22 protein-coding genes are annotated in these 25,305 nt (G+C 48.6%); 4 read left to right on the top strand and 18 right to left on the bottom strand.

Annotation, left to right across the window (positions count from 1 at the left end; genetic code table 11):
* Positions 1-144 precede the first annotated feature (144 nt).
* The 10 genes from BVJ53_RS05875 to BVJ53_RS05830 all read right to left on the bottom strand — a co-directional run bounded on the left by BVJ53_RS05875 (position 145) and on the right by BVJ53_RS05830 (position 11,803).
* Positions 145-1,125: an ABC transporter ATP-binding protein gene (locus BVJ53_RS05875; protein ID WP_129301587.1), complete on the bottom strand. Its 981-nt coding sequence runs from the start codon at positions 1,123-1,125 to the stop codon at positions 145-147.
* 1 nt (position 1,126) lies between these two features.
* Positions 1,127-2,179 (bottom strand): ABC transporter ATP-binding protein, encoded by a 1,053-nt coding sequence (locus BVJ53_RS05870; protein ID WP_129301586.1) that lies wholly within the window; start codon positions 2,177-2,179, stop codon positions 1,127-1,129.
* An 11-nt stretch (positions 2,180-2,190) separates the two neighbouring features.
* Positions 2,191-3,189, bottom strand: coding sequence for an ABC transporter permease (locus BVJ53_RS05865; protein WP_129301585.1), 999 nt, complete (start codon positions 3,187-3,189; stop codon positions 2,191-2,193).
* The gene (gene opp3b / locus BVJ53_RS05860) at positions 3,189-4,112 is read right to left on the bottom strand and encodes an oligopeptide ABC transporter permease (protein ID WP_129301584.1); all 924 of its coding nucleotides are present in this window, start codon (positions 4,110-4,112) and stop codon (positions 3,189-3,191) included. The genes BVJ53_RS05865 and opp3b overlap by 1 nt, the downstream gene beginning before the upstream one ends.
* A gap of 145 nt (positions 4,113-4,257) precedes the next feature.
* The gene (locus BVJ53_RS05855) at positions 4,258-5,880 is read right to left on the bottom strand and encodes a peptide ABC transporter substrate-binding protein (RefSeq protein WP_129301583.1); all 1,623 of its coding nucleotides are present in this window, start codon (positions 5,878-5,880) and stop codon (positions 4,258-4,260) included.
* Positions 5,881-6,310: 430 nt separating this feature from the next.
* Positions 6,311-7,744, bottom strand: a complete 1,434-nt coding sequence (locus BVJ53_RS05850; RefSeq protein WP_129301612.1) for an MFS transporter — start codon at positions 7,742-7,744, stop codon at positions 6,311-6,313.
* 287 nt (positions 7,745-8,031) lie between these two features.
* A complete protein-coding gene (gene efp / locus BVJ53_RS05845; protein ID WP_010491634.1) occupies positions 8,032-8,595 on the bottom strand; it encodes an elongation factor P in 564 nt (187 codons plus the stop codon).
* Positions 8,596-8,839: 244 nt separating this feature from the next.
* Entirely contained in the window at positions 8,840-9,547 is a 708-nt protein-coding gene (locus tag BVJ53_RS05840) for a LutC/YkgG family protein (protein WP_129301582.1), read from the bottom strand.
* Positions 9,540-11,024, bottom strand: coding sequence for a LutB/LldF family L-lactate oxidation iron-sulfur protein (locus BVJ53_RS05835; RefSeq protein WP_129301581.1), 1,485 nt, complete (start codon positions 11,022-11,024; stop codon positions 9,540-9,542). Before BVJ53_RS05835 ends, BVJ53_RS05840 begins: the two co-directional genes overlap by 8 nt.
* Positions 11,021-11,803 carry a (Fe-S)-binding protein gene (locus BVJ53_RS05830; protein WP_129301580.1) on the bottom strand — a complete coding sequence of 261 codons (783 nt, stop codon included), beginning with the start codon at positions 11,801-11,803 and terminating at the stop codon, positions 11,021-11,023. Before BVJ53_RS05830 ends, BVJ53_RS05835 begins: the two co-directional genes overlap by 4 nt.
* A 616-nt stretch (positions 11,804-12,419) precedes the next feature.
* Between BVJ53_RS05830 and BVJ53_RS05825 the strand changes: the two genes are divergently transcribed.
* Entirely contained in the window at positions 12,420-12,986 is a 567-nt protein-coding gene (locus BVJ53_RS05825; RefSeq protein ID WP_129301579.1) for a hypothetical protein, read from the top strand.
* Positions 12,987-13,294: 308 nt separating this feature from the next.
* Here BVJ53_RS05825 and BVJ53_RS05820 read toward each other — a convergent pair whose 3' ends face one another.
* The 4 genes from BVJ53_RS05820 to BVJ53_RS05810 form a co-directional block, all read right to left on the bottom strand.
* Positions 13,295-13,627 carry a PTS lactose/cellobiose transporter subunit IIA gene (locus BVJ53_RS05820; RefSeq protein ID WP_129301578.1) on the bottom strand — a complete coding sequence of 111 codons (333 nt, stop codon included), beginning with the start codon at positions 13,625-13,627 and terminating at the stop codon, positions 13,295-13,297.
* A gap of 121 nt (positions 13,628-13,748) precedes the next feature.
* Positions 13,749-14,159, bottom strand: a complete 411-nt coding sequence (locus BVJ53_RS05815; protein WP_129301577.1) for a DUF3284 domain-containing protein — start codon at positions 14,157-14,159, stop codon at positions 13,749-13,751.
* A 57-nt stretch (positions 14,160-14,216) separates the two neighbouring features.
* Positions 14,217-14,381: a hypothetical protein gene (locus BVJ53_RS15085; protein WP_167470170.1), complete on the bottom strand. Its 165-nt coding sequence runs from the start codon at positions 14,379-14,381 to the stop codon at positions 14,217-14,219.
* The gene (locus tag BVJ53_RS05810) at positions 14,378-15,805 is read right to left on the bottom strand and encodes a PTS sugar transporter subunit IIC (RefSeq protein ID WP_129301576.1); all 1,428 of its coding nucleotides are present in this window, start codon (positions 15,803-15,805) and stop codon (positions 14,378-14,380) included. Before BVJ53_RS05810 ends, BVJ53_RS15085 begins: the two co-directional genes overlap by 4 nt.
* A 284-nt stretch (positions 15,806-16,089) precedes the next feature.
* Between BVJ53_RS05810 and BVJ53_RS05805 the strand changes: the two genes are divergently transcribed.
* Positions 16,090-18,312 carry an alpha-galactosidase gene (locus tag BVJ53_RS05805; RefSeq protein ID WP_129301575.1) on the top strand — a complete coding sequence of 741 codons (2,223 nt, stop codon included), beginning with the start codon at positions 16,090-16,092 and terminating at the stop codon, positions 18,310-18,312.
* Positions 18,313-18,370: 58 nt separating this feature from the next.
* Complete coding sequence (yaaA, locus tag BVJ53_RS05800) at positions 18,371-19,114, top strand: peroxide stress protein YaaA (protein WP_129301574.1); 744 nt, start codon at positions 18,371-18,373, stop codon at positions 19,112-19,114.
* A 262-nt stretch (positions 19,115-19,376) separates the two neighbouring features.
* On the opposite strand, the gene BVJ53_RS05795 is transcribed toward yaaA, so the two are convergent.
* The 4 genes from BVJ53_RS05795 to BVJ53_RS05780 form a co-directional block, all read right to left on the bottom strand.
* Positions 19,377-21,956 carry an AAA family ATPase gene (locus BVJ53_RS05795; RefSeq protein WP_129301573.1) on the bottom strand — a complete coding sequence of 860 codons (2,580 nt, stop codon included), beginning with the start codon at positions 21,954-21,956 and terminating at the stop codon, positions 19,377-19,379.
* A gap of 40 nt (positions 21,957-21,996) precedes the next feature.
* Positions 21,997-22,602, bottom strand: a complete 606-nt coding sequence (locus BVJ53_RS05790) for a hypothetical protein (RefSeq protein ID WP_191983430.1) — start codon at positions 22,600-22,602, stop codon at positions 21,997-21,999.
* Between the two features lie 262 nt (positions 22,603-22,864).
* Complete coding sequence (locus BVJ53_RS05785; protein WP_129301572.1) at positions 22,865-23,434, bottom strand: DUF2335 domain-containing protein; 570 nt, start codon at positions 23,432-23,434, stop codon at positions 22,865-22,867.
* A complete protein-coding gene (locus BVJ53_RS05780; protein WP_129301571.1) occupies positions 23,367-23,654 on the bottom strand; it encodes a hypothetical protein in 288 nt (95 codons plus the stop codon). The genes BVJ53_RS05785 and BVJ53_RS05780 overlap by 68 nt, the downstream gene beginning before the upstream one ends.
* A gap of 610 nt (positions 23,655-24,264) precedes the next feature.
* Between BVJ53_RS05780 and BVJ53_RS05775 the strand changes: the two genes are divergently transcribed.
* Entirely contained in the window at positions 24,265-24,879 is a 615-nt protein-coding gene (locus BVJ53_RS05775; RefSeq protein ID WP_129301570.1) for a WxL domain-containing protein, read from the top strand.
* Positions 24,880-25,305: the final 426 nt, after the last annotated feature.

Genomic DNA, 25,305 nt, shown 5'->3' with positions numbered 1-25,305 from the left:
ATCGCCCTCTGAACTATAAGCGCTTTCATGCTTGTCGTACTAAAAAGCCAGCAACACTTTGACGTGCTCCCGGCTTTTGCAAATTAAACGTTAACCTAATAAGATTTGCCGCAGACGACGCTGCTGTCAGCGGAAATCTGTCTTTTAGTCTGTAGCTGTCCCGGCTGGCGTCTTATGGTTCTCTTCAGCTTCAGCCTTGTATGCCGCCACTTCATCGTCAGCGGCAAAGATGAAGTGACCGGGATAAACCTCGACCATTTTACGTTGCTTATTATCGCCTTCGACTTTGCTTGCGTCGTAAGGAATTGGGATGCGCTTGCGCTCGACATCCGGATCAGGGACTGGAATAGCTGACAGCAGACTCTTCGTATACGGATGCAGCGGATGGGAATAAACCTCGTCGGCACTAGACAATTCGACTAGGCGCCCATAGTGCATGACCGCAATGCGATCGGAAATATACTTCACCATCGACAGGTCATGGGCAATGAACAGGTAAGTCAGACCTTGGCGATCCTGAATGTCCTTCAGCAAGTTAACCACCTGAGCCTGAATCGACACGTCCAAGGCACTGATCGGCTCATCTGCAATAATAAACTTAGGCTGCACCGCCAACGCCCGAGCAATCCCGATTCGTTGACGTTGGCCGCCGGAAAATTCATGGGGATAACGGGTCGCATGATCGGCGTTCAGGCCAACTTCTTCTAGCAACTGCTCAACTTGGTGATCGCGATCCGCCTTGTCCTTGGCAAGGTGATGGATATCGATACCTTCCGCGATAATGTCTTTGACTTTCATCCGAGGATTCAGCGACGCATAAGGATCCTGGAAAATCATCTGCATATTCCGCCGAAAAGCCAACATCTGCTTTGAACCGTTCTTGAGCTTAGCGATGTCTTGACCATTGTAAAGAATCTCACCACTTGTTGGATCGTACAGGCGAATGATGGCGCGCCCAGTTGTGGTTTTCCCGGAGCCGGATTCCCCGACAAGACCAAGGGTTTCGCCTTCGTAAATATCAAACGAAATATCCTGAATCGCCCTAACTTCGTCTTTCTTGCCGGCGTTAAATGTCTGAACCAGATGTTTGACGGAAACAAGTGCTTTTTTCTTATTCACGGCCATGTCAGTTCACCACCTTTTCATCTGGATGTTTACTTGCCCACAAAGCATGGCGCCGAGCAATCTCAGGAGGCAACTCGACCTTTGGCGCACCAGGAGCTAACAACCAAGTCGCCGCTGAATGTGTCGGCGAAATTTTAAAGAAGGGCGGTTGCTGTTCAAGATCAATCGCCATTGCATACGGATTCCGCGGGGCAAAAGCGTCTCCCTTTGGTGGATCAAGTAAATCAGGTGGCGTCCCAGGAATGGCATACAGCCGATCGCTCTTCGTCTCCAACGTCGGCATTGCTTCCAACAAACCCCAAGTATAAGGATGCTGAGCATTATAAAAGATTTCGTCAACTGTGCCATATTCTACGATTTTACCAGCGTACATAACCGCAACACGATCAGCAATCCCAGCGACAACGCCCAGATCGTGGGTGATGAAAATAATCGACGTGTCAATCTTGGACTGGATTTCTTTTAACAGATGAATAATCTGTGCCTGAATGGTCACATCCAAAGCAGTGGTTGGTTCATCAGCCAGCAGAATCTGCGGGTGATTGATAATGGCAATCGCAATGACAATCCGTTGACGTTGACCACCAGAGAATTGATGCGGGTAATCCTTCAATCGACCACCGGCATCTTTGATCCCAACCAGTTTCAACACCCGTTCAGCCTCTTTCAAAGCATCAGCTTCACTAATTTTGTTATGCAGGATTAACGGTTCAGCCACCTGTTTACCAATGGTCATCGTCGGATCCAACGAGGTCATTGGATCCTGAAAAATCATGGCGACATCATTGCCACGCATATCATTGAGCTGCTTTTCGGACTTTTTGAGAATGTCGACGCCATCAAACAGTACTTCGCCATGCGTAATTTTGGCGTTAGGCGCCAGTAAGCCCATCACCGTGCGCACGGTAACGGATTTCCCGGAACCGGACTCACCAACAATGGCCAGCGTCTCACCTTTGTTCAGATCGAAGCTGACATCCCGAATGGCATGCACCGGGCCGGCATAGGTGGCAAAGTCGATTTGCAAATCTTTAACTTCAAGAATTTTAGTCATTTTGCCACCTCCTAATGTTCACTACGCGGATCGAACGCATCGCGCAAGCCATCAGCCAGCAGATTGAAGGCTAGCATCAAGACAACGATGACAATCGCCGGATACAGCAGTTGATACGGTAAAACTTGCAGGTTCTTCTGCCCGTCTGACAATAAGGTCCCGAGACTAGCAGTTGGAGCCGGCAACCCAATTCCGATGTAACTTAAGAAAGCTTCAAAGAAGATCGCCGTCGGAATCGTGAACATGGTCTGAATAATGATGATCGAGCTCAGGTTCGGAACCAGATGCTTAAACGCGATCTTGACACTCGACTCACCTAATGTTCGGGCAGCTAAGACGAACTCTTGGTCTTTCAACTGCAAGGTCTGCGCCCGAATAAGCCGAGCCATGGTGACCCAACCTGTGAACGCGATCGCTAAAATGATAGAAGTCATGCCTGGTTTGAATACCAACAACATCAGAATAACAACGACCAAATTCGGCACACTTGAGATGATTTCAATAACACGCTGCATCAACGTATCAGTCAAACCACCACGCCAGCCAGAGACGATGCCATAGACAACTCCAATCGTTAAATCAAAGAAAGTCGCAACAATCCCGATAAACAGCGAGACGCGGGTACCGACCATGATTCGAGACAACAAATCACGGCCTAGATAATCTGTCCCCAGGAGGAAATAAACGTGTTTGCCCATACCGGCGTATTTATTTTGACCATTCAGATAACCATTTAATCCTGGTAGATCAACACCTGGCCATTTCGGGGGTAGATTGGCATAATTTAAGTTCTGTTTATTAGGATTCGATGGTGAAAACCACAATGACAGGATTGAGATCACTGCAATAATAATTAGGATCCAAAGTGAAATAATCGCGGCTTTGTTTTTCTTTAATCGCCGCATCGCATCTTGTGAGAACGTCAGCGCAGGCGTGGCAATGCGTTCCTGTTCAGCCGTATTCACCTTGACATGCTTGAACGCGTCTGGACTTAATTTTGGTGTCGCCATTAGTTTGCCTCCCCGCTCAGTCGAATTCGTGGATCAATGAAGCCATAGAGAATATCTACAATAAGAATGATGACCGTCAGCATCGCGCTATAGAGAATCGTTAAACCCATGATAACCGGATAGTCGTTGGTCGTAATCGATTTAACAAATTGTTCACCGATGCCGGGAATGGCAAAAATATTCTCGACAACCAGTGAACCAACCATCAAGTCAACTGCCATCGGCCCGATGATCGTTACAATCGGAATCATGGAATTACGCAAAGCGTGCTTAGCCACCACTTGCCATCGTGACTCCCCCTTAGAACGTGCAAGTTCAATATAATCAGAACTCAGCACATCCACCATTTCGGTTCGCATAAACCGCGCTGTCTGAGCTAATGGTGCAATGGCAAGAGCAATTGTTGGTAAAATACTATAGCTAAATCCTCCCCAAAGCGCAACTGGAAAAGCACCGGTTTTGTATGCAAACAGTTGCAACAACGCGGCAAACACGAAGTTAGGAATAGACCGACCGAGAATAGCAAAAATTGTCGCGGTCGCATCTACCCAGGTGTTCTTCCGAATCGCCGCAATCGCACCGAGCACGATGCCAGCAAGTGTGCCAACAACCATGGCTTGCGCGCCAATTTGCAGTGATGGCCCGATTCGGGAAGCAATCAGACCAGACACGGTTTGACCCGGAAATTGATACGACATCCCAAAGTCACCGTGTGCGATGCCGACCATATACGTGATATATTGCATCCAAACCGGCTTATCCAGACCATACTGTTTCTTTAAAATTACCAACTGATCTGCAGGTATTTTCGGGTTATTAAATGGTGTCCCCGGCAGTAACTTCATGAGGAAAAAAGTAATGCTGGCAACAAGAAACAGTGTCAGGAGCAGAAAGCCGATCCGTTTTAAAATATATTTAGCCATGATTCACTCCTGTTTTTGATGTTTTACTCAAACGGCGTTGTCCCGCCGCAAAACACGTGACAACGCCGTTTGTGAAGAATTAGTAATTGAAAGACAACTCGCACCGCTAAAGACGGGTTTGAACTCATCTAGCTCCTACCGATTCTCACTTAACTGTTGCATTAACGAAGTCGTAAGAACCTGTTGGGTTGTATTTCAAATTGGAGATTGTCTTACGTTGCAATGTTGTTTCAACCCGTTGATACAGTGGCACAACCCCCTGTTCTTTGGTCAAGATTTCTTGGGCTTTCAACAACGTATTCCAACGAGCGGTCGGATTGGTAGCATCCGTCGTCTTGGATTGCTTGATTAAAGCATCATACTGGGCATTGGACCACTTGCCGTCGTTATACGCGTTATCCGTCGTGAACAGATCCAAGAAGGAAATCGCATCAGGGAAATCAGCGTTCCAACCAGAAAATACCATATCGAACTGACCATTTTGTGACCGACTCAAGCGTGTCTTGAATGGTACTGTCGAAATATTGACTTTAAATCCTGGCAATGCTTGTTCAAATGCACTCTGAAGATATTCTGCAGAACGCTTAGCACTAGTCGTATCATCAGTCAATAGTTCCAGAGTAGGTGCTGACTGGCCGGTTTCCTTCAATCCTTCTGTCCAAAGCTGCTTAGCCTTCGCCGGATCATACTTGGTAGCAGAACCATCGTTTTTGGCAGCTTCCTTGGCAAAGTCTTGGCCATCTTTGGTGAACAGGCCTTCTGGCGTTGCGTTAGCGGCAGGAATCGACGAATCATTGAGCACTTTCTTGATATATTCCTTACGATTGATTGATAAGGAAATCGCCTGACGAATTTTGGCATTCTTGAAAATCGGATCTTTCTTCTCGTTTAACTCAAGATAGAAAGTCCCATTTTGCTTAAGCCCTCGATAGTCTGGCATCGTTTTGGCTTGAGCAGCTTGCTGCCCGCTAATCTTAGTTGCAATATCCAATTTTTTGGATTGATATAAGTTTAAGGCTGTCTGTGAATCCTTGACCACTTGCCCGTTGATAGTATCGATGTGCACGTTCTTCGCATTCCAGTAGGTCTTGTTTTTCGTTTCCTTCCAAGTATTGCCGGTTCCGTTCCAGTTCTTCAACTCGTAAGGACCATTTGACAAGAGATACTTCGAAGCCGTCCCATATTTCTTACCGGCTTTTTCAACAAACTTCTGACTTTGGGGGAAGAAGGCAGGGTTGACGAGCATGGTCTTGAAGTAAGGAATTGGGTGTTCCAAGGTTACCTTCAGGGTCGTCTTGTTAACTGCTTGAACGCCTAAAGTGCTAGGCGCTTTCTTACCTGCAGTGATGTCATCAGCATTCTTCACACCAGAGAATAAGTAAGCATACTGTGACTTGGTCTTCGGTTCAACCGTGCGTCGCCATCCAAAAACAAAATCTTGAGCCGTAACTGGATCGCCGTTGCTCCACTTGGCATTGCGTAAGTTGAAAGTGTAGACTTTACCACCATCGGTCACTTTTGGTTCAGCCTTGGCAATTGCTGGTTTCAAATCCTTGCCTGAATAACGGTATAGCCCGTCCATCGTATCAATCAACGCTTGGCCACCAATGACGTCCGTGTTGGTCGAGGGATCCATCGTGGAAATAACATCAGACTCCATTCGCGTGATGGATTTACCGTTACTGCTTGCTGAATTAGAACCACAGGCTGCCAGCACTCCTGCGAGCGCAATTGTCGTGCCCGCAACCATTGTTTTTCTAAATTTCATCTTGTTCCCTCCTAAAATGATTGAACTTACCTTACATTAGAAACTCATTAATGTAAATAAGCAAACCCTCAATTTTGAATAAAAAAACCGCGATGTCAGAAAATATCTCTTAAAAAGGCCAAGCCCGATTTCAAATAACAAATCGTACACGACTTATACGAATGTTTTAGATAGCGCGTCAAAACCAGAAGTGGCAAAGTTTGTCTGGTCGGCGATGAATAAGATTACGAACTGGATGCATCATGAAGCGTAGCACCAGCCCAAATATTAAATAACACGAATTTCCAGCGCTATTTTCCCAGTTTTCATGAAATGGGTTATTTTCTTCGAATGATTTTCGCTTGTATCAAACGACTCGCTCGTCATGTGCTCACAAAAATAGCAAGAGCCAAGGCAGTTGCTCAGTTCTTGCTAATTATTTTCAAAGCGATCACTTATTCTTGGACCGTACCGTGACACTCTTGTAACTACGAATACTCCGGAATACCACAATCACTAGGCCGACAACGGAGACCAAAGTGGCTAACCAAAAGACCGTGGCCAGTGCGTGTAAAAATGGTTCCCCTGACTGCGGTGAAATGCGGGTCACGCCCGGTAGCTGGGCAAATAGCAAGGTGGCACCGAAACTGATGCCGATGGTCAACCCGACCGTGCGGGCCAATGAGTTCATGGAACCGGCAACACCGGAGAGACTACTATCCACGGCACCCATGGTTAAGGCGTTATTCGGTGATAAGAACAAAGCCATTCCGGCACCATTGGCGACAATTGGCCAGATGATCGGTGTCATGGCTATTTTGGCGGGATAACTGGCATACCCGATTTGTGAAACGATCAGGACGAATAGGCCGAGGATTGTCAGGTAATAGCGATTCCAGTGATCGGCCAGCCAACCAGCAAACGGCGTGATCATCAACATCGTCACGCTCTGCAACATCATCAGTAGGCCGCTGGCAAATGCCGAGATGCCGCCGTAACTCTGCAGGTAGAATGGAAGAAGAATGTTCGATACCGAATTGACCAGCATCACGATCAGCAAAACGCTCACTGAAATCAGATAGTCCGGATTGTGCATGATGCTCGGCGCAATCCACGGCGAGCGCGACCGTTGATCCTGAATAAATGCCAAAATCGTTAACAGGATGCCACCTGCCAAAATGCCCACGCCCAACCAAAGCTGTTTTGGCTGCTGCAGCCAGTAACCACTCACGAACATCAAAATCATCCCACCGGTGAACAGATTCTGCCCGGTCCAGTTGGCTTGTTGCCAGACGCGCTTGATCTCACCATGTGCTGGCCGCCGTAAAGGCAACAAACGCATCCCGGCCAGCACGATCAGAATGCCCACTGGCACATTAAACAGATAAATCCAACGCCAACTTGCCCACGTAATGAGGATACCGCCGAATGCCGGTCCGGAAATCGATCCCAACGATACGAACATCGAGATCACAGCAAGGGCTTCTGCTCGATTTGCGTCTGGAAAATATTGGCTAATAATGCCCATCGAATTGGCCATAATCATCGCCGAGCCAACTGCCTGAACCACTCGACCTGCCATAATGGTCAGATAGGTCGGTGCGATTCCCGTCAACAGCGAGCCAACGATGAACACCACTTCGCCAATCAGGAAGACCAGATTTTTGGAGACCAAATCGCCGATATGCCCAAACATCACCAACAAAACCGCCGTTGTAATCAGACCAATAGACACGATCCAGGTCGCCGCACTACTGGAAATCATCAAGTCTTCGGAAATTCTGGGCATGGCCAGATTCGTACTCGAACCAGACAACGCCGTTAATAACGACATCATCCCTAAAACAATCAGAATTTTAACGCGTTGCGCCCGCGACATCGCCATCATCCCCACACCCTTTCGAATGTATTCTATGCTCATTGTTATTTTGTAACAATTAATTAGCCCAGAGCGTGAACTGGGGCGGTTAGAAACCGGAGCGCAAGCGGATGGCTCAGTCATGCCTGTTGCAACCATGGTCCTTAACCCCAGACTTTTGCGCCAGACAAAACGTTTCGGGAAGCTTTTAGCCAGGTATGGACGTTCACAGCTATCTTTACCATTCATAATGCAAACAGACTTCTTCGGGCATAAAAAAAGCGCCCCTCTAACTGGACGCATCTTAAGTCTATTTACTTCTGGGCACGACCCTTATAAGTTCCGGTGTCGGTGGTAACCAAGATCTTTTCGCCGGCTTTAACAAAATCGGGAACCGTGACGACCAAGCCCGTTTCAAGCGTGGCTGGCTTGCCGCCTCCTGCCACCGTGCCGCCTTTAACCGCTGGCTGCGTGTCAGTGACTTCAAGCTCGACCGTTCCCGGCAGTTCAAGGCCAATCACTTCATCACCATAGAACTCAATTTCGACCGGCACATTTGGCAGCATGTACTTAAGCTCGCGCGCAATGCTGGCAGTCGGAACTTCATACTGTTCATAAGTATCGCTGTCCATGAAATATGCGGTGTCGTCTTGCGTATACAGATAGGTTGCCTTTTTACGATCCATGATGGCAATTTCGACCTTTTCACTTGGTCGCATGGTCGTAGTCACGTTGGCGCCGGAACGCACATCATACAGCTTCATCTGCATCACAGTATTACCTTTTCCTGGCTTGTGATGATTTGATTCCAAAACCTTAATCAACTTGCCGTCCTTAACAAAGACCATCCCGGCCTTCAAATCGATTGCTTCCGTCATATCGTTATCCCCTTCATTATGAGCAAACCGGCACTGGCAAAATACGTGAACGCGTTTACAATTTAAGCGCTCACTAAGCACCGGCACAAATTATTTCATCAGCAAGTATACCATATCTGTATGACCGGTCGCTTGACTGCAAAAAGTGGCACAAATCTCGCCACGCCAAAAAAACGGCCACAGAGATAACTGCTGTTCCCCCTGAGACCGTTCATTCAGGCATCTCGCATTTACGAGCTACCTGCTACATATCTTCAACCACCAAATAAGTCATATCGAGTGGCCCATGCACTCCAACAACCAAGGTCATTTCAATATCGCCCGAGTTCGATGGCCCAGTGATGAAGTTAATATTGCTAGTTTGCAGCTCACCGGCTTTAATGGCGGCATCGTAACGATCCATCGCTTGCCGTGACCGTGGCAAAATGTTGCTCTTTTTGACAATAGCGAGATAATGTGTTGGCAAAAAGTGAAAACCGCGTCCTTGACCAGGCGTTGTCGCGATGGTGATGGTACCAGATTCGGCCAACAAGTAATCGGCAAACCCGATCGCAACATCAGCCGCAGCTGCCTGCTTCAAGTTGAAGTCGCGCCCTTTTCCCGGTGTCCAATACATTGGCTTCGGTGCAACGGTTTTCGTCCAGTCACGCAGGCCGTAATCATCATACTGATCCGTTGTCGGCAAAATGAGCGTTTTCGGCGCGTCATGTTCAATGTAGGCATTCAAAGCATCGGCCAGTCCAGCCTTGTTCGTCGTTTCAAATGTCACATGCACGGCCTCGCTATTTTTCTTGGCAATTGCTTCCAGCTCATCTTGCGAATGGCCAGACAACGTGGTTTCCGGCAGATCATTCAGCGGCTCAAACGGATGATCCTGCAACTGGTGACGCGGGCGACCGGCTTTTTCGGCAATGGCATTTAAAAAGTCTTCGCGATTACTGTGATCAATCATGTTTTTGCGCCTCCAATGCTGCTTTGTGTTGTTTGAACCAGTGGCGGAAGTTCTCGTTCTTCTTCGGCGGCCGCGGCAAGTCACGCACATCGGTCCAACCGCGTGCCAGCTTTGGCATCATGCCGGTTTGTTTGATTCGGCCGCTGTTGTATTCATTTTCAACACTACCTTGGTCTTTCGTGGACAAAACGCCCATCATCGGATGATCCATGTCCAGCGCCATGTTGAACAAAACGGGCGCGCTGGTGCCGACACCGACCATTTTCATAATTTTGTCGCTAAAACTGTGATCCATCTTCAGCTTGTCCATCATGACTTCACGATGCTTGATCAGCAGCCGATGCAGCGGAATGCGGACAGGACAGGTCTCAGTGCAGGCGGCACAAAGGCTCGAAGCAAACGGCAAGTCGCCGAACTTTTCATAGCCGTCTAGCACTGGGGACAGGACTGCGCCGATCGGTCCGGGATAAATCGAGCCGTAGCCGTGGCCGCCGATGTGACGATAAACTGGGCAGACATTGAGGCAGGCACCGCAACGGATACACTGCAGCACCGGTTCAAACGGCGTGCCAAGCGCATTGCTACGGCCGTTGTCGACAATGACCACGTGAAAGTCTTCAGGGCCGTCTGCCTCACCCTCGACTTGCTTGCCGGAGAAGGAACAGTAACTGGTCAGCTTCTGACCGACCGCCGACCGCGACAGCATGTTGTCCAGCGTCTCGGCTTCTTTCAGGCTCGGTACAATCCGCTCCATCCCCATCACAACCACCTGCGTCTTCGGGATGGCCATGGTCAGGTCGGCGTTACCTTCATTGGTTACCAGATTAATCAGCCCGGAATCGGCGATGGCAAAATTACATCCGGTAATCCCAAAATCTGCCTGTAAGAAGTAACGGCGCAAATATTCACGGGCAAACCGCGCCAGATGCTCCGGATCGTTATCGCCTTCGTAACCGAGTTTGTCAAAAATCTCCTTGACTTGATCGCGGTTTTTAGCCAAAGCTGGAAAGACAATGTGCGTCGGCTCCGCCCAGTCGTCTTCTTGTAAAATAAATTCCGCCAAATCGGTTTCCATCAATTGGGTGCCCGGAATCTTCAATAATTCCTTGTCGAGGTTGATCTCCGTGGTCACCATTGACTTGGACTTCACAATTTTATGTGCCTGTTTTTCTTTGGCGAGGTTCGTAATGTACGCAGCCGCCTCTTTGTCGGTTTTGGCAAAATAAACATGACCGCCGCGCTTTTCGATATTATCGCTAAATTCTTCCAGATAATCCGGTAAGTACTTAATGACATGTTGGCGAATCTGTTCGCCTAGATCCCGCCATTGCGGCCAGTTGCCGAGTTCCTTACGCGAGGCTTCCCGCTTATCCCACTGGGCGTCTTGCGATTTGGCGACACTGGCTTGCATGAACTTGTCTTGCTCTGATTCCTTAACCCGCTCCAAGAACGGCTTGTCACTGGTTGAAATTGTCATGGCCGCACCTCCTGTTCGACCCCAAGCGGCTCATGGAACTTGATCCGCTCCGGATTGACATTGTGGTTCAAAACTTCTGCGATATGCATGATCTTGATCTTTTCATTTCGCCGCGAAAAACGGCCGGCAATGTTCATCAGGCATGACGGATCGGCTGAAATCAGCACTTGGGCGCCTGTACTCAATACATCGTCAACTTTTTCATCAACCATCTGCTTGGAAATTTCCGGTTCCTTGGCAGAAAACATCCCGCCAAAGCCGCAACAGTTTTCGATGTGCGGCAATGGTTCCATCTGTAAGTCCTTCACATGGTCTAGCAACTTAAACGGCGCCGTGCGCTCACCGAGTAATCGCGTCATGTGGCAGGAACGGTGATAGGTCGCCTTGGCATCCAATTCGGCCCCGGCATCGATGACATTCAAGACACGGTACAGAAATTGGGAAAATTCATACGTCTTGTCCGCAACCTGCTTAGCCTTTTCCGCATATTCGGGATCATCCTTCAGCAGAATCCGGTATTCGCGCAACATGTTCACGCAAGAACCGGCTGGCCCGACAATATAATCGGCGTCCACCGACAGCAACGCGTCAATTTCGTTGCGAAACACCTTCTGGCTGGCCTTCACATAGCCGGAATTATAGGTCGGCTGGCCACAACAAATCTGTTTGACCGGCATAAACGTTTCACACCCAAACCGCTCAAGCACCTCGGTCATCGCCGCCCCGACATTGGGGAAGAAAAGATCCACGATACAGGTGGAGAAAATAACGACTTTCATAATGCACCTCCCATATTACAATGATTCCAATTTAACTATACACCAGTGGCGCTAAACGCAACACCGAAAACGCTTCCAAAATGGCAAATTGTTATTTTGTGATCAAGTTTTCCTGCTGTGAAGATCAGTAGCGCCTTGACGACATCGCGTTTTTGTGACAAACGCTACTTAACTAAAAGCCTGATTGGGCCTAGCATTAAGCTGTTTTAATGGTACAACGCTAATGTCATCATAAGCAATGATAGGTTGTGACCAATTCAATGATATAAAATGACAATCGTTCAAATGGTGTTTCGCGTCTACGGTCTTCAGAAAGCTTTCAATACTTTAATTTTTGCAAAATTGATGCCCAGTTTTACTCTCATTAAAAAACTTAATTGCCTCGTCACACCGGTTTTAAAATCAAGACGGGGATAACAGGTTATTCGGATCGAGCCACATAAACACACTTGGCATGTTTGGTGTTAACGAATCATCTTGCATATTTACCTTGTTCCACATTGATGTATCACTGTTTCTCGAAGTTTCACGGTCTTGCTTTTTTGGCTGAAAAGACTAACATTAAAGGTGAGTTAGGGTTCCCTAAAATAACTTAAAAATAAATGGAGGCGGGTTTATGCGTAAACGATATCGGGCAACGTTGCGGGCACTTAACTCGGATTGCATTGGTCGCCAAGCGCACGGGTTTGCAAATTTTGAAGTCACCGACGATGATGCTTTGCAAATCCGGATCGAAATGTTCAACACGCCAGCGGATATGAATCACATGGCGGTATTGGAAAGTACTGGTTCGGATGCGCCGGTAGTGGCAGCGACTAGCGCCCAGGATCAGAATCATGACGGCGTGGTTGACGAAGAAGAAGCCGAGCAAGTTTCCGGCAAAGTTTTTGTGCCGCTCGACAACGCACCGGATAAGCTGAAACTAGTCGGCAGCAAATACCCTGAAGCCGATGACAATGGCTTTTACATTTATCAGCAACGCGTTGTCGTATCCGCGCTGCGCGACCAATTGCGCAAGCGTTATGGCCGCGATGTGTTCACGCTCGACAACACGGTTATTTATGTCAACGGTGTGCAAAGTGATGTCATTCTGCCAAAGACTGTTGCAAGTGATCTAGATAAAAGTAAGCCATACCTTACTTTGCCTATTGCAGTTGGGAAACTACGAAAAGTAATGGGTTGAGCGTGAGCAGGACCGGTTAGAAACCGGAGCATAAGTGGCCTCGGACCTAAATGGCTGGTCCTTGGCCATTTAGGCCCGAAGTCCTTATGTGCAGATTTCTGGGCCTGCGAACGCGTTATGGCAGTTTTCGGAGTTCTGCACCTGGAATCGAGTTATTGTGTCCCCACGTCATAATTAAAAGACTGGAACAACGCGCCTGATGTGTTCTCAGGTTCGCGTTGCCCCAGCCTTTTGCTAAAACAACAATTCGATTTAGGTGCGCTTGTTGCCTTTTAGATGATGCTTAATCCCCATCACAATGCTGTTTGCTAGTCAGTCACTGCGGTTACTTCCGCCAATCGTTGATGCACTGCCACAACTTCACCAGCTAAATCGCGAAACGTGATTGCATTCATTAAATGATCCTGGGCATGCACCATCAGCAACGAAACCGCCGCATGCTCGCCGCTCGCCTCAGCCGTTAGCAACCCAGTCTGCACGTTGTGGGCGGTCACCAATGCTTCATCGGCCAACTTTAGATGATGATCTGCTTCGCTGAAGTCGCCGGTTTTCGCTGCCTGAATGGCTTCAAAGGCCTCGCTTTTAGCGTTACCACCGGCCATAATCAAGCCCATAATGGTTTGTTCGTTTACTTCGTTCATGCGTCGTGTTCCCTCACTTTTCATGGTAGATGTGTTACCTTTTAATGTTAATTGTACGGGATATCCAGCAGATATGGATGTAAAAAACCAAACTCTGCCTTTACATAGACCTTCCAGACCCTCAGGTGGTGCACATCTGGCGGGCCATTTTTTTAAAGCGACGTTTACGAAACCAGCCGAGCAAAAAACCGCTGGCACGATTGTTGGCGGCACCACGCGTATTTTTGGCGACAATTGATTCTTCGTAAACGAGTCGACTTTTACCGCTTTCCAGTGGGGTTAACTGATAGCGAACTTTAAAATCGTCGCGCGGCGTTGCCAATTCATACGCGTAGACTGAATTAGGTTCAAACTCGGTGATCGTCAACCGCGCCGTGCGTCCATTCGGCCAATTTTTAGCGTAACTGAACCCGCGCAGACTTTTAGGCAGCGGTTCGCGCCCGGTGTGCTGGCGAATATCAGCTAAGGCGGATTGTTGCAATTGATTGAAAAAGACGTTCGGTGCCACCGGTAAATTCATAATAATTTTCATCTTGGCCTCCTTTGGCACGATTCGGGGCGAACAAATCCGGACCGTGACTGCGTTAATTTATTTTGTTTTGACCAGACCGACGTACCAACGCGTGCAGAAAATGGTGGCGATGACGCCCAGAAAGCATCCGCCAATGCGCCACGGTGTCGGCATGAACGCGCTGAAAACAATGATCGCCATGCTGATGTTGATCAGAATTAGCAAGGTGGTTGCGGTTTTCAAATCGCATCACCTTCTAGGTTACGATCGTCATCGGTTTCCTCTTGGTTTTTTTCTGCCGGCGGTTCGGTCATGTGCAGTTCCGGATCCAACTTATTGGCAGCCTTGACGAACGGTACATAAATCAGGAAGCCGATGACCATGTTGACGGCTTGCAGAATCGGTGCGCGCCAGTCCATAGTAGCGATGATCGAGTTCACAAACGGCGGCATGGACCAGACGATTTGGTTCTTGACTGGGGATACCCACCCTAGCATGTGTGCGCCGTACGCGATTGAGACCATGACAACCGGTGCCGCGATGAATGGAATGAAGTAAATCGGGTCAAGCACAATTGGCAGCCCGAACATGACCGGTTCGTTGACATTAAAGCAGCCAGGCGCGATTGAGAGTTTCGCCACGGTGCGCTGATCGTCACGTTTTGAGAACATGAGAATAGCAATCAATAATAGTAAAGTACTGCCGGCGCCACCGATCCATGCATACAGGTCGAAGGCGTTACGGGTCCAGACGAACGGCAGTGCTTCACCTTTCATGAATGCATTCATATTGGCGATTTGAGCGGTTAACCAGATCGAATCCAAAACCGGACCCAAGACGTTGGTGCCGTGGAGACCGAAGAACCAGAAGATCTGCACCAGCAGCGTCATGAGTAACACGGCCCAGAAGCCTTGAGACATGTTCAAAAGCGGTTCCTGAACAATCGTGGCAATGAACTCGATGACGGTGGTCTTGTTGACGCTGAACAGGTAATTCACAACGCCGGCCAAGTATAACGCGGCGGTTGCGGGAATGATCCCGGTGAAGGCCTTGGCGATGGCTGGCGGTACCGATTCCGGCATGCGGATCGTCACGTTTTTCTTCATTAACCAAATGTATAACGTCATGGCAAGGGCACCCATGATCATAACGGTGAAGAAGCCATAAGAGCCGAAGAACTTGTTAAAATTGAAGAAGCCCCACATGCTGACCTTCTTGCCATCCACAACGCCACCGGCATCGGTGATGAGTTTGGCGGCACTTTTACCTAGCGTCCCTTTCAATGCTAAGGTGAAGTTTTGCGGCAAGCTCATGATGAACGTACCGAGCACAACGATACCCCCGGTTACCGGTTCCACTTGGTACTGAACGGCCAGATGGTACCCGAACGTAAAGGCGAAGAGCAAGCCTAAAATGGCCAGGGTCCCGGTCCACACCATGGCGTTGATGCCAATGAGCCACTGCATGCTGTCGACGATGCCCATCCACTTGAACTGTGTCGGGATATCCCGAATCAAAACGTTTAAGACGGTGGAAACTGCTCCGGCCATCATCGCCGGCATGATCGCGATAAACGCGTCACGTAATGCGACCAACCAGCGAATCGAGCCAATTTTTGCTGCTACCGGGACAATATGCCGGTTCAGCCAACCAATAAATGCATTCATACGATGCACTCCCTTCAAAAATTTTATAATGTCGTTATTAGTGCCTTACTACAATTAAAATTTTACGGGAGTGCCAGATGGCGGGTCAAAGATTATAGTAGTTATTGTTTATAACTTTTATAAGCAAAATGTTTGACTTCGAAATGGATGATTTGAAGGCTTGCGTTTATTATCGTGCCAAACTCCAACAGCTCACCAGCTGCCTCTAGTTAAGAGATACCAGGCAAAATACCATCCGTTTGCTTATAATAGATTGAAACCAGAGATTTCTCAGGAGGCTCACTATGGCAAATATTGAATATGATCCGCAACATCAGCTTTTTCATCTGCATAATGCGACTTTTAGCTACATCATTCAGGTGATTCGCGGGTATCTTGTGAAGCGTTATTGTGGTCCGGCGCTGGAGCAGTTTTCGGGGACGGCGAAGCTGGAAGACTTTGGCCATGCGTTTAACATTCAAAATGATGCTGCGCCATTTTCGCTGACCACGCTACCGCTTGAATACAGCACGCTGATGGGTGGCGATTATCGCACGCCTGCTTATGCCGTGCGAAATGCTCATGGCCAGCTGATCGGCAATCTTAAGTTCCACGATTTTCAGATTCTGGCTGGTAACGAAAGCTTCAATGGTACACTGCCGACTGCGCGGGCGCCGCATGGTCAGACACTGCTTATTACCATGCATGATGAAACCGACACGTTGGCAGTTCGTCTCAAGTACACGATTGTTGGTGACTTACCGGTATTGCTTAAGCAGGTGGCTTACCGCAATTTGAGCAACAATACACTGACGATTACCCATGCAGCCAGTCTTCAGCTTGACTTTGACGATCATGCGTACGACCTCATCACTTTGACTGGGGCGCATCTGAGCGAAGCCAGTGTAACGCGTCAGCCTTTGACGCCGGGCAAAAAGTCGATTGCCAGCAATTATGGTGCGAGCGGGCCGCAGGGGGTGCCAGCGACGATTTTGGCGGCACCGGCAACCGATGATTTTGCCGGTGAAGCGCTGGGGGCTACGCTTTTGTGGAGCGGCAATTTTAACTATACGGCGCAGGTCGACCAGTTTGGCAATAGTCGCTTGGTGATGGGTCTGAATCCGGAACTGTTCTCCTGGCAGCTGAAGCCCGGCAAGCCGTTTGTCACTCCCGAGGCTGCGGTTGCGTATACAACAAAGGGCCTGAATGATCTTAGTCACATTTTCCATCAATTTTTCGCTAATCACGTCATGCCGGAACCGCGACGGAATCTGATTGAATATAACACCTGGGAGTCGACTTATTTTGACGTGAGCGAAGCCAAGGTGCTGGCGGAGATTCCCAAGGCGGAGGCGCTCGGCGTTGAATTGATCGTGGTCGACGATGGCTGGTTTAAAAATCGCCCCAACGATGCTGGCCAGCTTGGCGATTGGGTGCCGGATCCGGTTAAGTTTCCACGCGGCTTGCGGCCAGTTGCCGATGCTTTGCATGCGCGCGGGCTGGCGTTTGGCTTGTGGGTCGAGCCGGAAATGATCAGCGAGAATAGTGAACTGTATGCGGCACACCCAGATTGGGCTATGCAATATGTGGGGCAAAAACCGCTGCGGTCGCGTAATCAATTGGTGTTGGATCTCAGCCAGCGGATCGTGCAGGATCATTTAATCACCGTGTTGACTGACTTGGTTCGGACAAATCACATCGATTATCTAAAATGGGATTACAATCGCCACTTCAGTCAGCCCGGTAGCCCGGTTTTGCCGCCGGATCAACAAGGTGAAGTGGGGTATCGGTACACTCGCGGCTTGTATCGCGTATTGAAAACGTTACGTGATACTTTTCCTAAGCTTATCATCGAAAATTGTTCTTCCGGTGGTGGCCGGATGGACGGTGGCATGTTGGCGTACACCGACCAGACGTGGACCAGCGATTTCACCGATCCGGTTTATCGCATGAAGATCATGAATGGTTTTTCGTTATTCTTTCCACTTAAAACGTTCGTCTCTCATTTTACGATGTCACCTAATTTGCAGGACTCGCGGGTGACGCCGCTGCGAACGCGGGCACTGCTGAGTCTGGTTGGCGTGACCGGCATTGAGTGTCCGCCGAGTCAACTCAGTCCGGCCGAAGCCGCAGCGGTCAAAGCGAGCTTTGCCTTTTACAAAGCCAATCGTTCCGAATTGCAAAACGGCAGCCTTTATCGTCTCCATCCCAGCCATCCAAATCAGGATCAGGTTTGCTGGCTCATTACTGACGAGGCGAAAACCAAAGCCATCGTCCTGACGTCAGCTGGGGTCATTGCGCCGATTCCGCACTATCAGCATGTCCTGCTACATTATCTGCGCCCGACCATGTCGTATCAGATTAATGACAAAAAGACCGCGACGGGTGCAGAGTTGAATTTTGCCGGCGTGACCCTGCCGCTGGCGCATGGCGACTTTTCCGCAACTTTGATGACGTTGCAGGCTGTCAGCCATCTGCCGCAAACGACGACGCAACCGAACGGCAATATTGCTAAGCTGCCGTTTTAGCAATGTCACCCGAGTTTTTTTAAATGGCGAATTTTACTTAGAAAGTTTGGTTTTCTCAATGAAATTTATCATCGCCCCGGCCAAAAAAATGGTGTCCGCCCAAGACGATTTCCCGGTCCAGAGCCAACCGCAGTTTCGCGATCAAGCAGCAGCGTTGCTAAGACAAATGCAACAGCTGACGCAAGCGGAAATGCAGTCGCTGTGGCAAACTAGTGATCGACTGACACAGGCAGCTTATCAACAATTGCAGACAAGTGACGTCACGCGCCAGCAGTCACCGGCAATTTTCAGCTACGTCGGTATTCAATATCAATACATGGCACCTGATTTGTTAGACGATGCGGGTTTGGCTTACATTCAGCAACATCTGCGCATTTTGTCAGGCTTATATGGCATTCTGCGGCCCTTTGACGGGATTGTTCCTTACCGTCTGGAAATGCAAACGCGCTTGGCTGTCCCGCCTTATCGCCATTTGTATGATTTCTGGAGCGATCGACTTTATCAAGCGCTGACGACCATCCCCGGCCCGATTATTAACTTAGCCTCCGATGAATATGCCAAAACCATCCGCCCTTATTTACAGCCAAACGACACCTTCATCGACATTCGCTTTACCCACTTAGTTAACGGCAAGCTCAAAACCCGCGCCACTTATGCCAAAATCGCTCGCGGCGAAATGATTCGCTATGCGGCGTTGCATCAAGTTTCGACAGTTGCGGAACTAACCGAGTTTGATTCACCGACTTATCGTTACTATCAAGAGCGTTCGACGGAAACGGAACTGGTTTTTGTGGCGAAGTAGGTTGAGCACTTGAGCGGCTATTAATGTACAAAAATGCGATGACAAACTAAAGGACTGCTGCATATTGTCAGATAATTTGGCAATATGCGACAGTCCTTTATTGTATCACATATACTTTTTGAGCAAAATTACATTTCCAGTGCCAAGGCGGAGCAATCGGAGACCAAATGGGGATCAGCCGTGCCCTCCGCTCTAGCTTCGCGTCGCCATTCCAATCTGGCCGGAGATTGCGGAGTTTGGTACGACACTTTTTAAATTAGTATCAACCTTCACCAGTCGCCTTTTTCACCGGCAACTTGGTAACTTTCTCAACAACCTGATTAAGAATATCCAACTGCTCGGTATACCGCACCGCAAACGGCTGAGTGGCGGCTTCCGGTTTGGCAGCGGTGATAGCGGCGCGGGGCTGGATACCTTGGTGCCGTTGGTGATCCAGCCAGGTCAGGATCTGCTCGAACGTGAAACGACTGAAAGTATCCACCGTCAATTGTCCAGAAAGCAAACTGCCCAGTAAGTCGTGCCTAGAGTCAATCGGATAAATTTTGGTACGCGCCAGCAAGACCCGGAAATCACCAAAGAAGATGAACTGCGACTGGGTCCGGGTCAGCGCCGTGTAAAAGCTCTGGGCATTCAACATCCGATCTGCGCCGTTAACAATCGCAATCACTGTATCCGCCTGGCCACCCTGCGCTTTGTGCACCGTGATCGCATACGCCAGCGTCAAGGCTCGCGGCACACTACCAAAACTGTAATAACAATATTGATTGCCCACCTGAACCACCAGAAAATGCCGCTTGGGATCAATATGGGCCACAACGCCTGTATCGCCATTGGCCATGATCGTCTCGCGCCAGCGCTTTGTCCCGAATTCATCGGTTTTCTGAAGGCCATTTTCACCTAACACAGCCCGACGTTCCCAGGTTTTCGGGTCAACTAAAGCCACATGTTTGTCATTTTTCAGGATCATCACCCGGTCATTGAGGCGCAGGTGGTGCTTTTGATTGGTCACCGGATCAACGTAGCTGCTGACATATTCCGGCTCGCCTGCCCTGGCCGGGTTAACCAGCGCCTGCAGTTCTGCATTAAACCGCAAACGCCCAGTCGCGCCGATATTTTTGTTAACAATCAGTAACTGTGAATCCGGCTGGTGACCATGCTTGGCGAGCGCTTCTTGATACGCCTTGATGCCGGCGTCAAAAACCCGCCCGGCATCGCGCTGATTGTACAATGCCACATTACCACTCACATATCGATCATCATCCGGCCCAAAAGGCAACGCCAACCGGTCACGAATGCGATTAGCCAACGCCAAAACGCCTGATTGACTGTCCTGTCGATAAACCCGAGTCAGCGTTGTGGCCGCAACATGGTCGTCCGCCAGACAATCTTTCAAAAAGTTCCCCGGACCAATCGGCGGCAACTGAAACACATCCCCCACGAACAGGACATGCGCCTTCTTGAAGTTCACATTTTTCAACACCGTATATGCAAGCGGCGTCGTCAACATTGAACTCTCATCCACAATAATCAACCGCGCATCGCCAAACGTTTCCCAATCGGCTTCAGCATCAAATCGGTCAAGTTCTTCGCCAGGCAGAAGATGCAGATACGCGTGAATCGTGGCCGCCGGTTCGTGCGTATAACGCGCCAGCACCTTTGCTGCCCGCCCGGTTGGTGCCAGCAGCACACTTTTCCCCTTAGCCTGCGCGTTGAAAAAGTGCACCAGCAGATTCGTCAGCCAGGTTTTCCCGGTACCGGCACTACCATTGAGCACGCTTAGCCCATGCTGATTAACGTTTTGAAAAGCAGCGCGCTGCTGATCGTTGATGACCAGTTGGTGGCGATCCAAAAATTTATCCAGCTTTTCATCCAGTTCAGCCGGCTTGATCAAAGGTTCAGCCGTTTTCTGGGCCACGGCCATAATCCTCGCCACTGAGCCTTCTGTCGCAAACATGTCGCAGCTGGTGACCAAATCATACTGTTCGTTCAACAAAAAGCCATACGCCAACGCTTGTTTGGGATCAGCGAACATGGTTAAGTCATCCGTGCTGACACCCAATAATGTAGCTGCCTGCTCCTTAAACCAAGTAATCGTAATGTAAGTCAGTCCCTGCGTCAGTACTGCGGTACGGAAAATATATTGCAGCCCGGCAGCGAGTCGATGCGAATCATTTGGTGCCACCCCGCGACTTTTCGCAAAGGCATCGACCTTCTTAAAATCGAGTTGTGCCACCTGCATCAAAATATACGGATTGGCATCCACGTGTTGCATTGCCAACTCAGCATCTTTATACGCCAACCAGATTTTTTCGTACGTCATGGAGCTGAGTGCTTTGCCCCAGTGATTTGCTAACACCGCGACTTCAAGCTTGCCACGAATCGCTGTGGCAATTTTTTGAACCGTTGCCGGCCCGACACCGGGAATCCTCGCCGTCTTAATCTCATCTTTGGAAAAAATGGTCAAAATCGGCGCATCATCCGCAAAATAGTCGTGCAGGCGCCGCAAAACCGTGGGCTGATGTACCAACAGCGTGTCGATCAACTGCCACTGTCGCCGCGGTTCTTTGGGCAAGCCAAAATGCAATCGTGCTACCTTATAGGAAGGTTTGCGATAGCGCAGGGAATCGGCGTCATCATAGACCAAGTCAGCCGTGATGATGGCGCGGCGATTGTAATAACCCATATCGCCAGTCACGGTGATTTCCTGCGTCAGGGTCATTTTCAGCTCAGGATGAGGATTTAAGATTCGTACCGCATAAACCTTATAATCGCTGCCATCACTGTTAAACAGTAATTTGATAATCTGCAAGTCGACATTTTCATACACTTGAGCTTGTTCCACGGCACATCAGCCTCCTTTCCGTCAAATTTTGCACCAAATATCACAACTGCATTCGTAGCTTGGTCGTTTCATGAGTGGCGTCACGATCCAGTTTGGTAGCAATGCGAAAACGAAAGTCAGATGGCAGTGTTTGGAATTGTTGCTGCGCCCATTGCTGGAGAAAAGTGGATTGATGACGCGCTTGATAAAACACTAAGTCGCGCCGATGTGTACTGTAAACCACCACATCCTGGCATCCATGTTGCGCTGCCCACTGCAACGCCGCTACTAAAGCGATCAACCCAGCGGTAGGCACATAAAAATTGCGAGCTGGCTTATAGTCATCCGGCGTCAACTCGGCATTTGCCGGCGCATCGGCATATGCCAGCTCCTTAATTGCATCATCCAAGAATTGGGTATGTCGCAGTAGTACGTGATCCGCCACATCAGTCAGTTTGATGCCAAAGCGATTGCCATTTAAATCATTCACCCACGCCAAATAAGCCTTCGTCTGGGCGGGAAAATCCGCCTGCTCAGCTTCTTTTTGAAGATTCGCCATTCCCCGCTGCAGTAGAACACCTTTTGCAGTCACGCCATTTGGCAATTTGATCAGCTGCTCGTGTTCAGGTGATGTTTGCTTGTGCTGCTCATGCTTTTCTGTCATCATTGCCTCACTTCTCAATAAGCTTACCTGCGCAGGTGGTGGGATGCAAACTGGACACAAAGTTGATTAGCTAAGATTTGTATCCATTTGTTTATGCTTCAAAGTGACAAAAAACACTCGCCTTGTTATTTTTCGAGCTGGCTGCCTTCTTGGTTAGAAACAGTTAGTCGAAATCTCTGGCGAGTATTTTAAAATGTTGATTATTAAAATAACGCTTGTAATGTTCAGCTACAGGCGCCATGTGAATTAAGTTTGTCCGGTGCATTTATTCCGACTCGTTGTGTCGATCTTCTTCTGTTTCTGAATTATCTTCAGTATTAGTACTGTCTCTGTTGTAACTCCTACCATGGTGTAACTCATTACGAGATTGATGCTTCTTCTCAGAACTTTTTTCACCTCGTGAGCCATATACAAAAATCCCCGCAAGAGTCGCTAATGAGCCAAAAATAACCGCTACACCAACACCCGTTGAGGTAAAAAGCGCAATGAGCGTACCACTAATAATACATATAATCGCAATGACAAAGCCAAACCACAAGCCTAAGTGAGAATCTTGATAAGCCTTCTCTAATTGCTTTTCCTGCATCCTAATCTGATAATCTAGTTTTTTTTCGGTCATGCCGAGAATACGATCAGCAGAACCAGGTAGAATTCGTTCGTACTGGGCCATCATGTCTGCCGGTGGAATAGGCCCCTGATAATGCGATGACGTTATAGATCGAAGCAAACTTTTTTGCCTATCTTTGGGAATTCTCTTTATTGTATTTCTAATTTCCTGTTTTGCTTGTTCTTCTTTCTCTGCCTCGCTTTGTCGACCTTCTTGTCTTTCCCCCACTAATTAACACATCCCTGTTTTCATTTTCAAAATCCTCGATGGACTTAGCCAATAACTCCCCAACATTCTCCCATGCGTCACTAATTTCATCGGTACCTTCTTCGAATTCAAGATGATACTGATCATGATATCTCCGCCAGTTGATGGTTGATCCAAGGTCAAGTATCCGAGCAGCTCCGGACAAATAGTTCTGAAAGCGATTTCGATTAATTTCTAACATCCGGACCCTTCCTTTCTAGTACCTGTTGCAGAAACAGTGTACCATATTTAGTTTTTAAATCGCGTTTATTTTACTTTAAAAGTATGATCAAATCTTTGTCTTACGCTATTGTCAATCGCAACGTTAAAAGCATTCCTCCCTCAGTAACATTTTGTTTAAGTCTCCTCACATAGAAGGCCAATGTTTCTCAGTCTCGAGCTTTGAACAATTTTCGACATTCCATCACATTTCTAATAAATCTGCGAATTTGTTCTTATTTCTCACTGTAAGTCGCAATTTTTGGCAATTATTTTACCAAAACTGAGACAAAGAAGGGCTTTTTTGCGTTGCTTAATTCTGATCCCAACAACAGTTTGTCGAGAATTGCTGCTAGACCGGTTTTGGATAATCATTCACAATGTTAATGAAACAGATTAATTAACTTAACAAGCATCTGGCATACAATTAAGAGTGTTCCAAAAAGTTTGTCATTTTGACATTAACGCGTTTGCCAGCCAAGAAACCTGCGTGTAAGGACATTGAGCGCAACGGCCAAATACGCCCAAGGACACTTGCACTCCGGCTTCTAACCGGGCTGGCCTACGCTCACACATTGTCTGGGGGGACTTTTATGTCAAAGAAACGTTGGATCGGCGGAATTGCTTTCGCTGGCCTTCTTGTAGGGAGTTTGACAACCGGCTCCGTCGTTTTAGCTGCAGACGAAGATACCGGAACGACTAATATGTCAGTCACAGTAACCGGTGGCACCATTGGGCTTTCCGCACCGAGCGCGCTAGCTTTTCCCGATGTCACGGTTGAAAGTATCGTAAAAGGTAACTTGAATGTCCCAGTTACCACTGCCGGTAGTTCGCTGCTGACGGTGAGCGATTTTCGCGGTACGGGCGCGGGCTATACGGTTTCAGCAAAAGCATCATCGATTACGAATAGCAATGGTGCGACATTGAAAGGCGCCTTTGTTCAGATGGTGCCGGACACTTTAGTAACGCCTAACGCTGCGGCTCCGGCATGGACAAAGTCAGTTGATTTGTCAACAAGCGATCAGCCGCTGTTTGCGACCAGCACGGGTCAGGACGGTGGCGGGATCACGAGTTATGATCTCAACAAAGTCACGTTGAACGTACCTGAGGATAATGACGTTAAAGCCGGTAACTACAGCGGCGTGATCACCTTTGCACTCACACCCGGCCAGCCAGCCCAAGCCGCAACATCCAATCCAGTTCCGTAAAAACGCGCCTACAATGACTGATTGACGAAGGGATAGACGCCTAGTTACACCCACTCCGCCCGATAACCTGCCGCGAGCAGAAGGGAGGTGGTCATCGGCGACCGCAATGCATCAATATTTTAACGCAGGCGCGGAGCTGATCCTGATCAAATCAGTCAAACCCGCCTTTGAGACCGCAATCGACCTAGCTGTTGGTAAAGGTTTAGGGTAAACTTTCTCACATTTTCTCTGGACCGCCGAATCGGCTTTGGGGAGCCGAAGATGGCCATGGGGTTTTAGGAACAAAATTAAAAATAGTTAAGTTAATGCTCAGCTTAAGGTTGGCTACCCGCCTTCCTCCGTGGCTGCCAAGTTGCGACAAAAGTTAGAACAAGACTAACGCGCCGTCAACAGAACTTGGTCAGGCCACGACTGAGACGCTCGCAG

Origin of the sequence: Lacticaseibacillus chiayiensis (genome assembly GCF_004123795.1) — a bacterium.
Classification (GTDB): domain Bacteria; phylum Bacillota; class Bacilli; order Lactobacillales; family Lactobacillaceae; genus Lacticaseibacillus; species Lacticaseibacillus chiayiensis.
Note: the sequence above shows the minus strand (reverse complement) of the source record. Positions and strands in the feature narration are given on the sequence as shown.

Bases quoted from the DNA above. Each gene is read 5' to 3' on its own strand.
- BVJ53_RS05855 (WP_129301583.1), bottom strand. From the start codon at position 5,880: ATGAAATTTAGAAAAACAATGGTTGCGGGCACGACAATTGCGCTCGCA.
- BVJ53_RS05790 (WP_191983430.1), bottom strand. From the start codon at position 22,602: ATGATGACAGAAAAGCATGAGCAGCACAAGCAAACATCACCTGAACAC.
- efp (WP_010491634.1), bottom strand. From the start codon at position 8,595: ATGACGGAAGCAATCGATTTGAAGGCCGGGATGGTCTTTGTTAAGGAC.
- opp3b (WP_129301584.1), bottom strand. From the start codon at position 4,112: ATGGCTAAATATATTTTAAAACGGATCGGCTTTCTGCTCCTGACACTG.
- BVJ53_RS05865 (WP_129301585.1), bottom strand. From the start codon at position 3,189: ATGGCGACACCAAAATTAAGTCCAGACGCGTTCAAGCATGTCAAGGTG.
- BVJ53_RS05815 (WP_129301577.1), bottom strand. From the start codon at position 14,159: ATGAAAATTATTATGAATTTACCGGTGGCACCGAACGTCTTTTTCAAT.
- BVJ53_RS05780 (WP_129301571.1), bottom strand. From the start codon at position 23,654: ATGTTAGAAATTAATCGAAATCGCTTTCAGAACTATTTGTCCGGAGCT.
- BVJ53_RS05825 (WP_129301579.1), top strand. From the start codon at position 12,420: ATGCGTAAACGATATCGGGCAACGTTGCGGGCACTTAACTCGGATTGC.
- yaaA (WP_129301574.1), top strand. From the start codon at position 18,371: ATGAAATTTATCATCGCCCCGGCCAAAAAAATGGTGTCCGCCCAAGAC.
- BVJ53_RS05810 (WP_129301576.1), bottom strand. From the start codon at position 15,805: ATGAATGCATTTATTGGTTGGCTGAACCGGCATATTGTCCCGGTAGCA.
- BVJ53_RS05805 (WP_129301575.1), top strand. From the start codon at position 16,090: ATGGCAAATATTGAATATGATCCGCAACATCAGCTTTTTCATCTGCAT.
- BVJ53_RS05875 (WP_129301587.1), bottom strand. From the start codon at position 1,125: ATGGCCGTGAATAAGAAAAAAGCACTTGTTTCCGTCAAACATCTGGTT.
- BVJ53_RS05850 (WP_129301612.1), bottom strand. From the start codon at position 7,744: ATGGCGATGTCGCGGGCGCAACGCGTTAAAATTCTGATTGTTTTAGGG.
- BVJ53_RS05870 (WP_129301586.1), bottom strand. From the start codon at position 2,179: ATGACTAAAATTCTTGAAGTTAAAGATTTGCAAATCGACTTTGCCACC.
- BVJ53_RS05840 (WP_129301582.1), bottom strand. From the start codon at position 9,547: ATGATTGATCACAGTAATCGCGAAGACTTTTTAAATGCCATTGCCGAA.
- BVJ53_RS05820 (WP_129301578.1), bottom strand. From the start codon at position 13,627: ATGAACGAAGTAAACGAACAAACCATTATGGGCTTGATTATGGCCGGT.
- BVJ53_RS05835 (WP_129301581.1), bottom strand. From the start codon at position 11,024: ATGACAATTTCAACCAGTGACAAGCCGTTCTTGGAGCGGGTTAAGGAA.
- BVJ53_RS05775 (WP_129301570.1), top strand. From the start codon at position 24,265: ATGTCAAAGAAACGTTGGATCGGCGGAATTGCTTTCGCTGGCCTTCTT.
- BVJ53_RS05830 (WP_129301580.1), bottom strand. From the start codon at position 11,803: ATGAAAGTCGTTATTTTCTCCACCTGTATCGTGGATCTTTTCTTCCCC.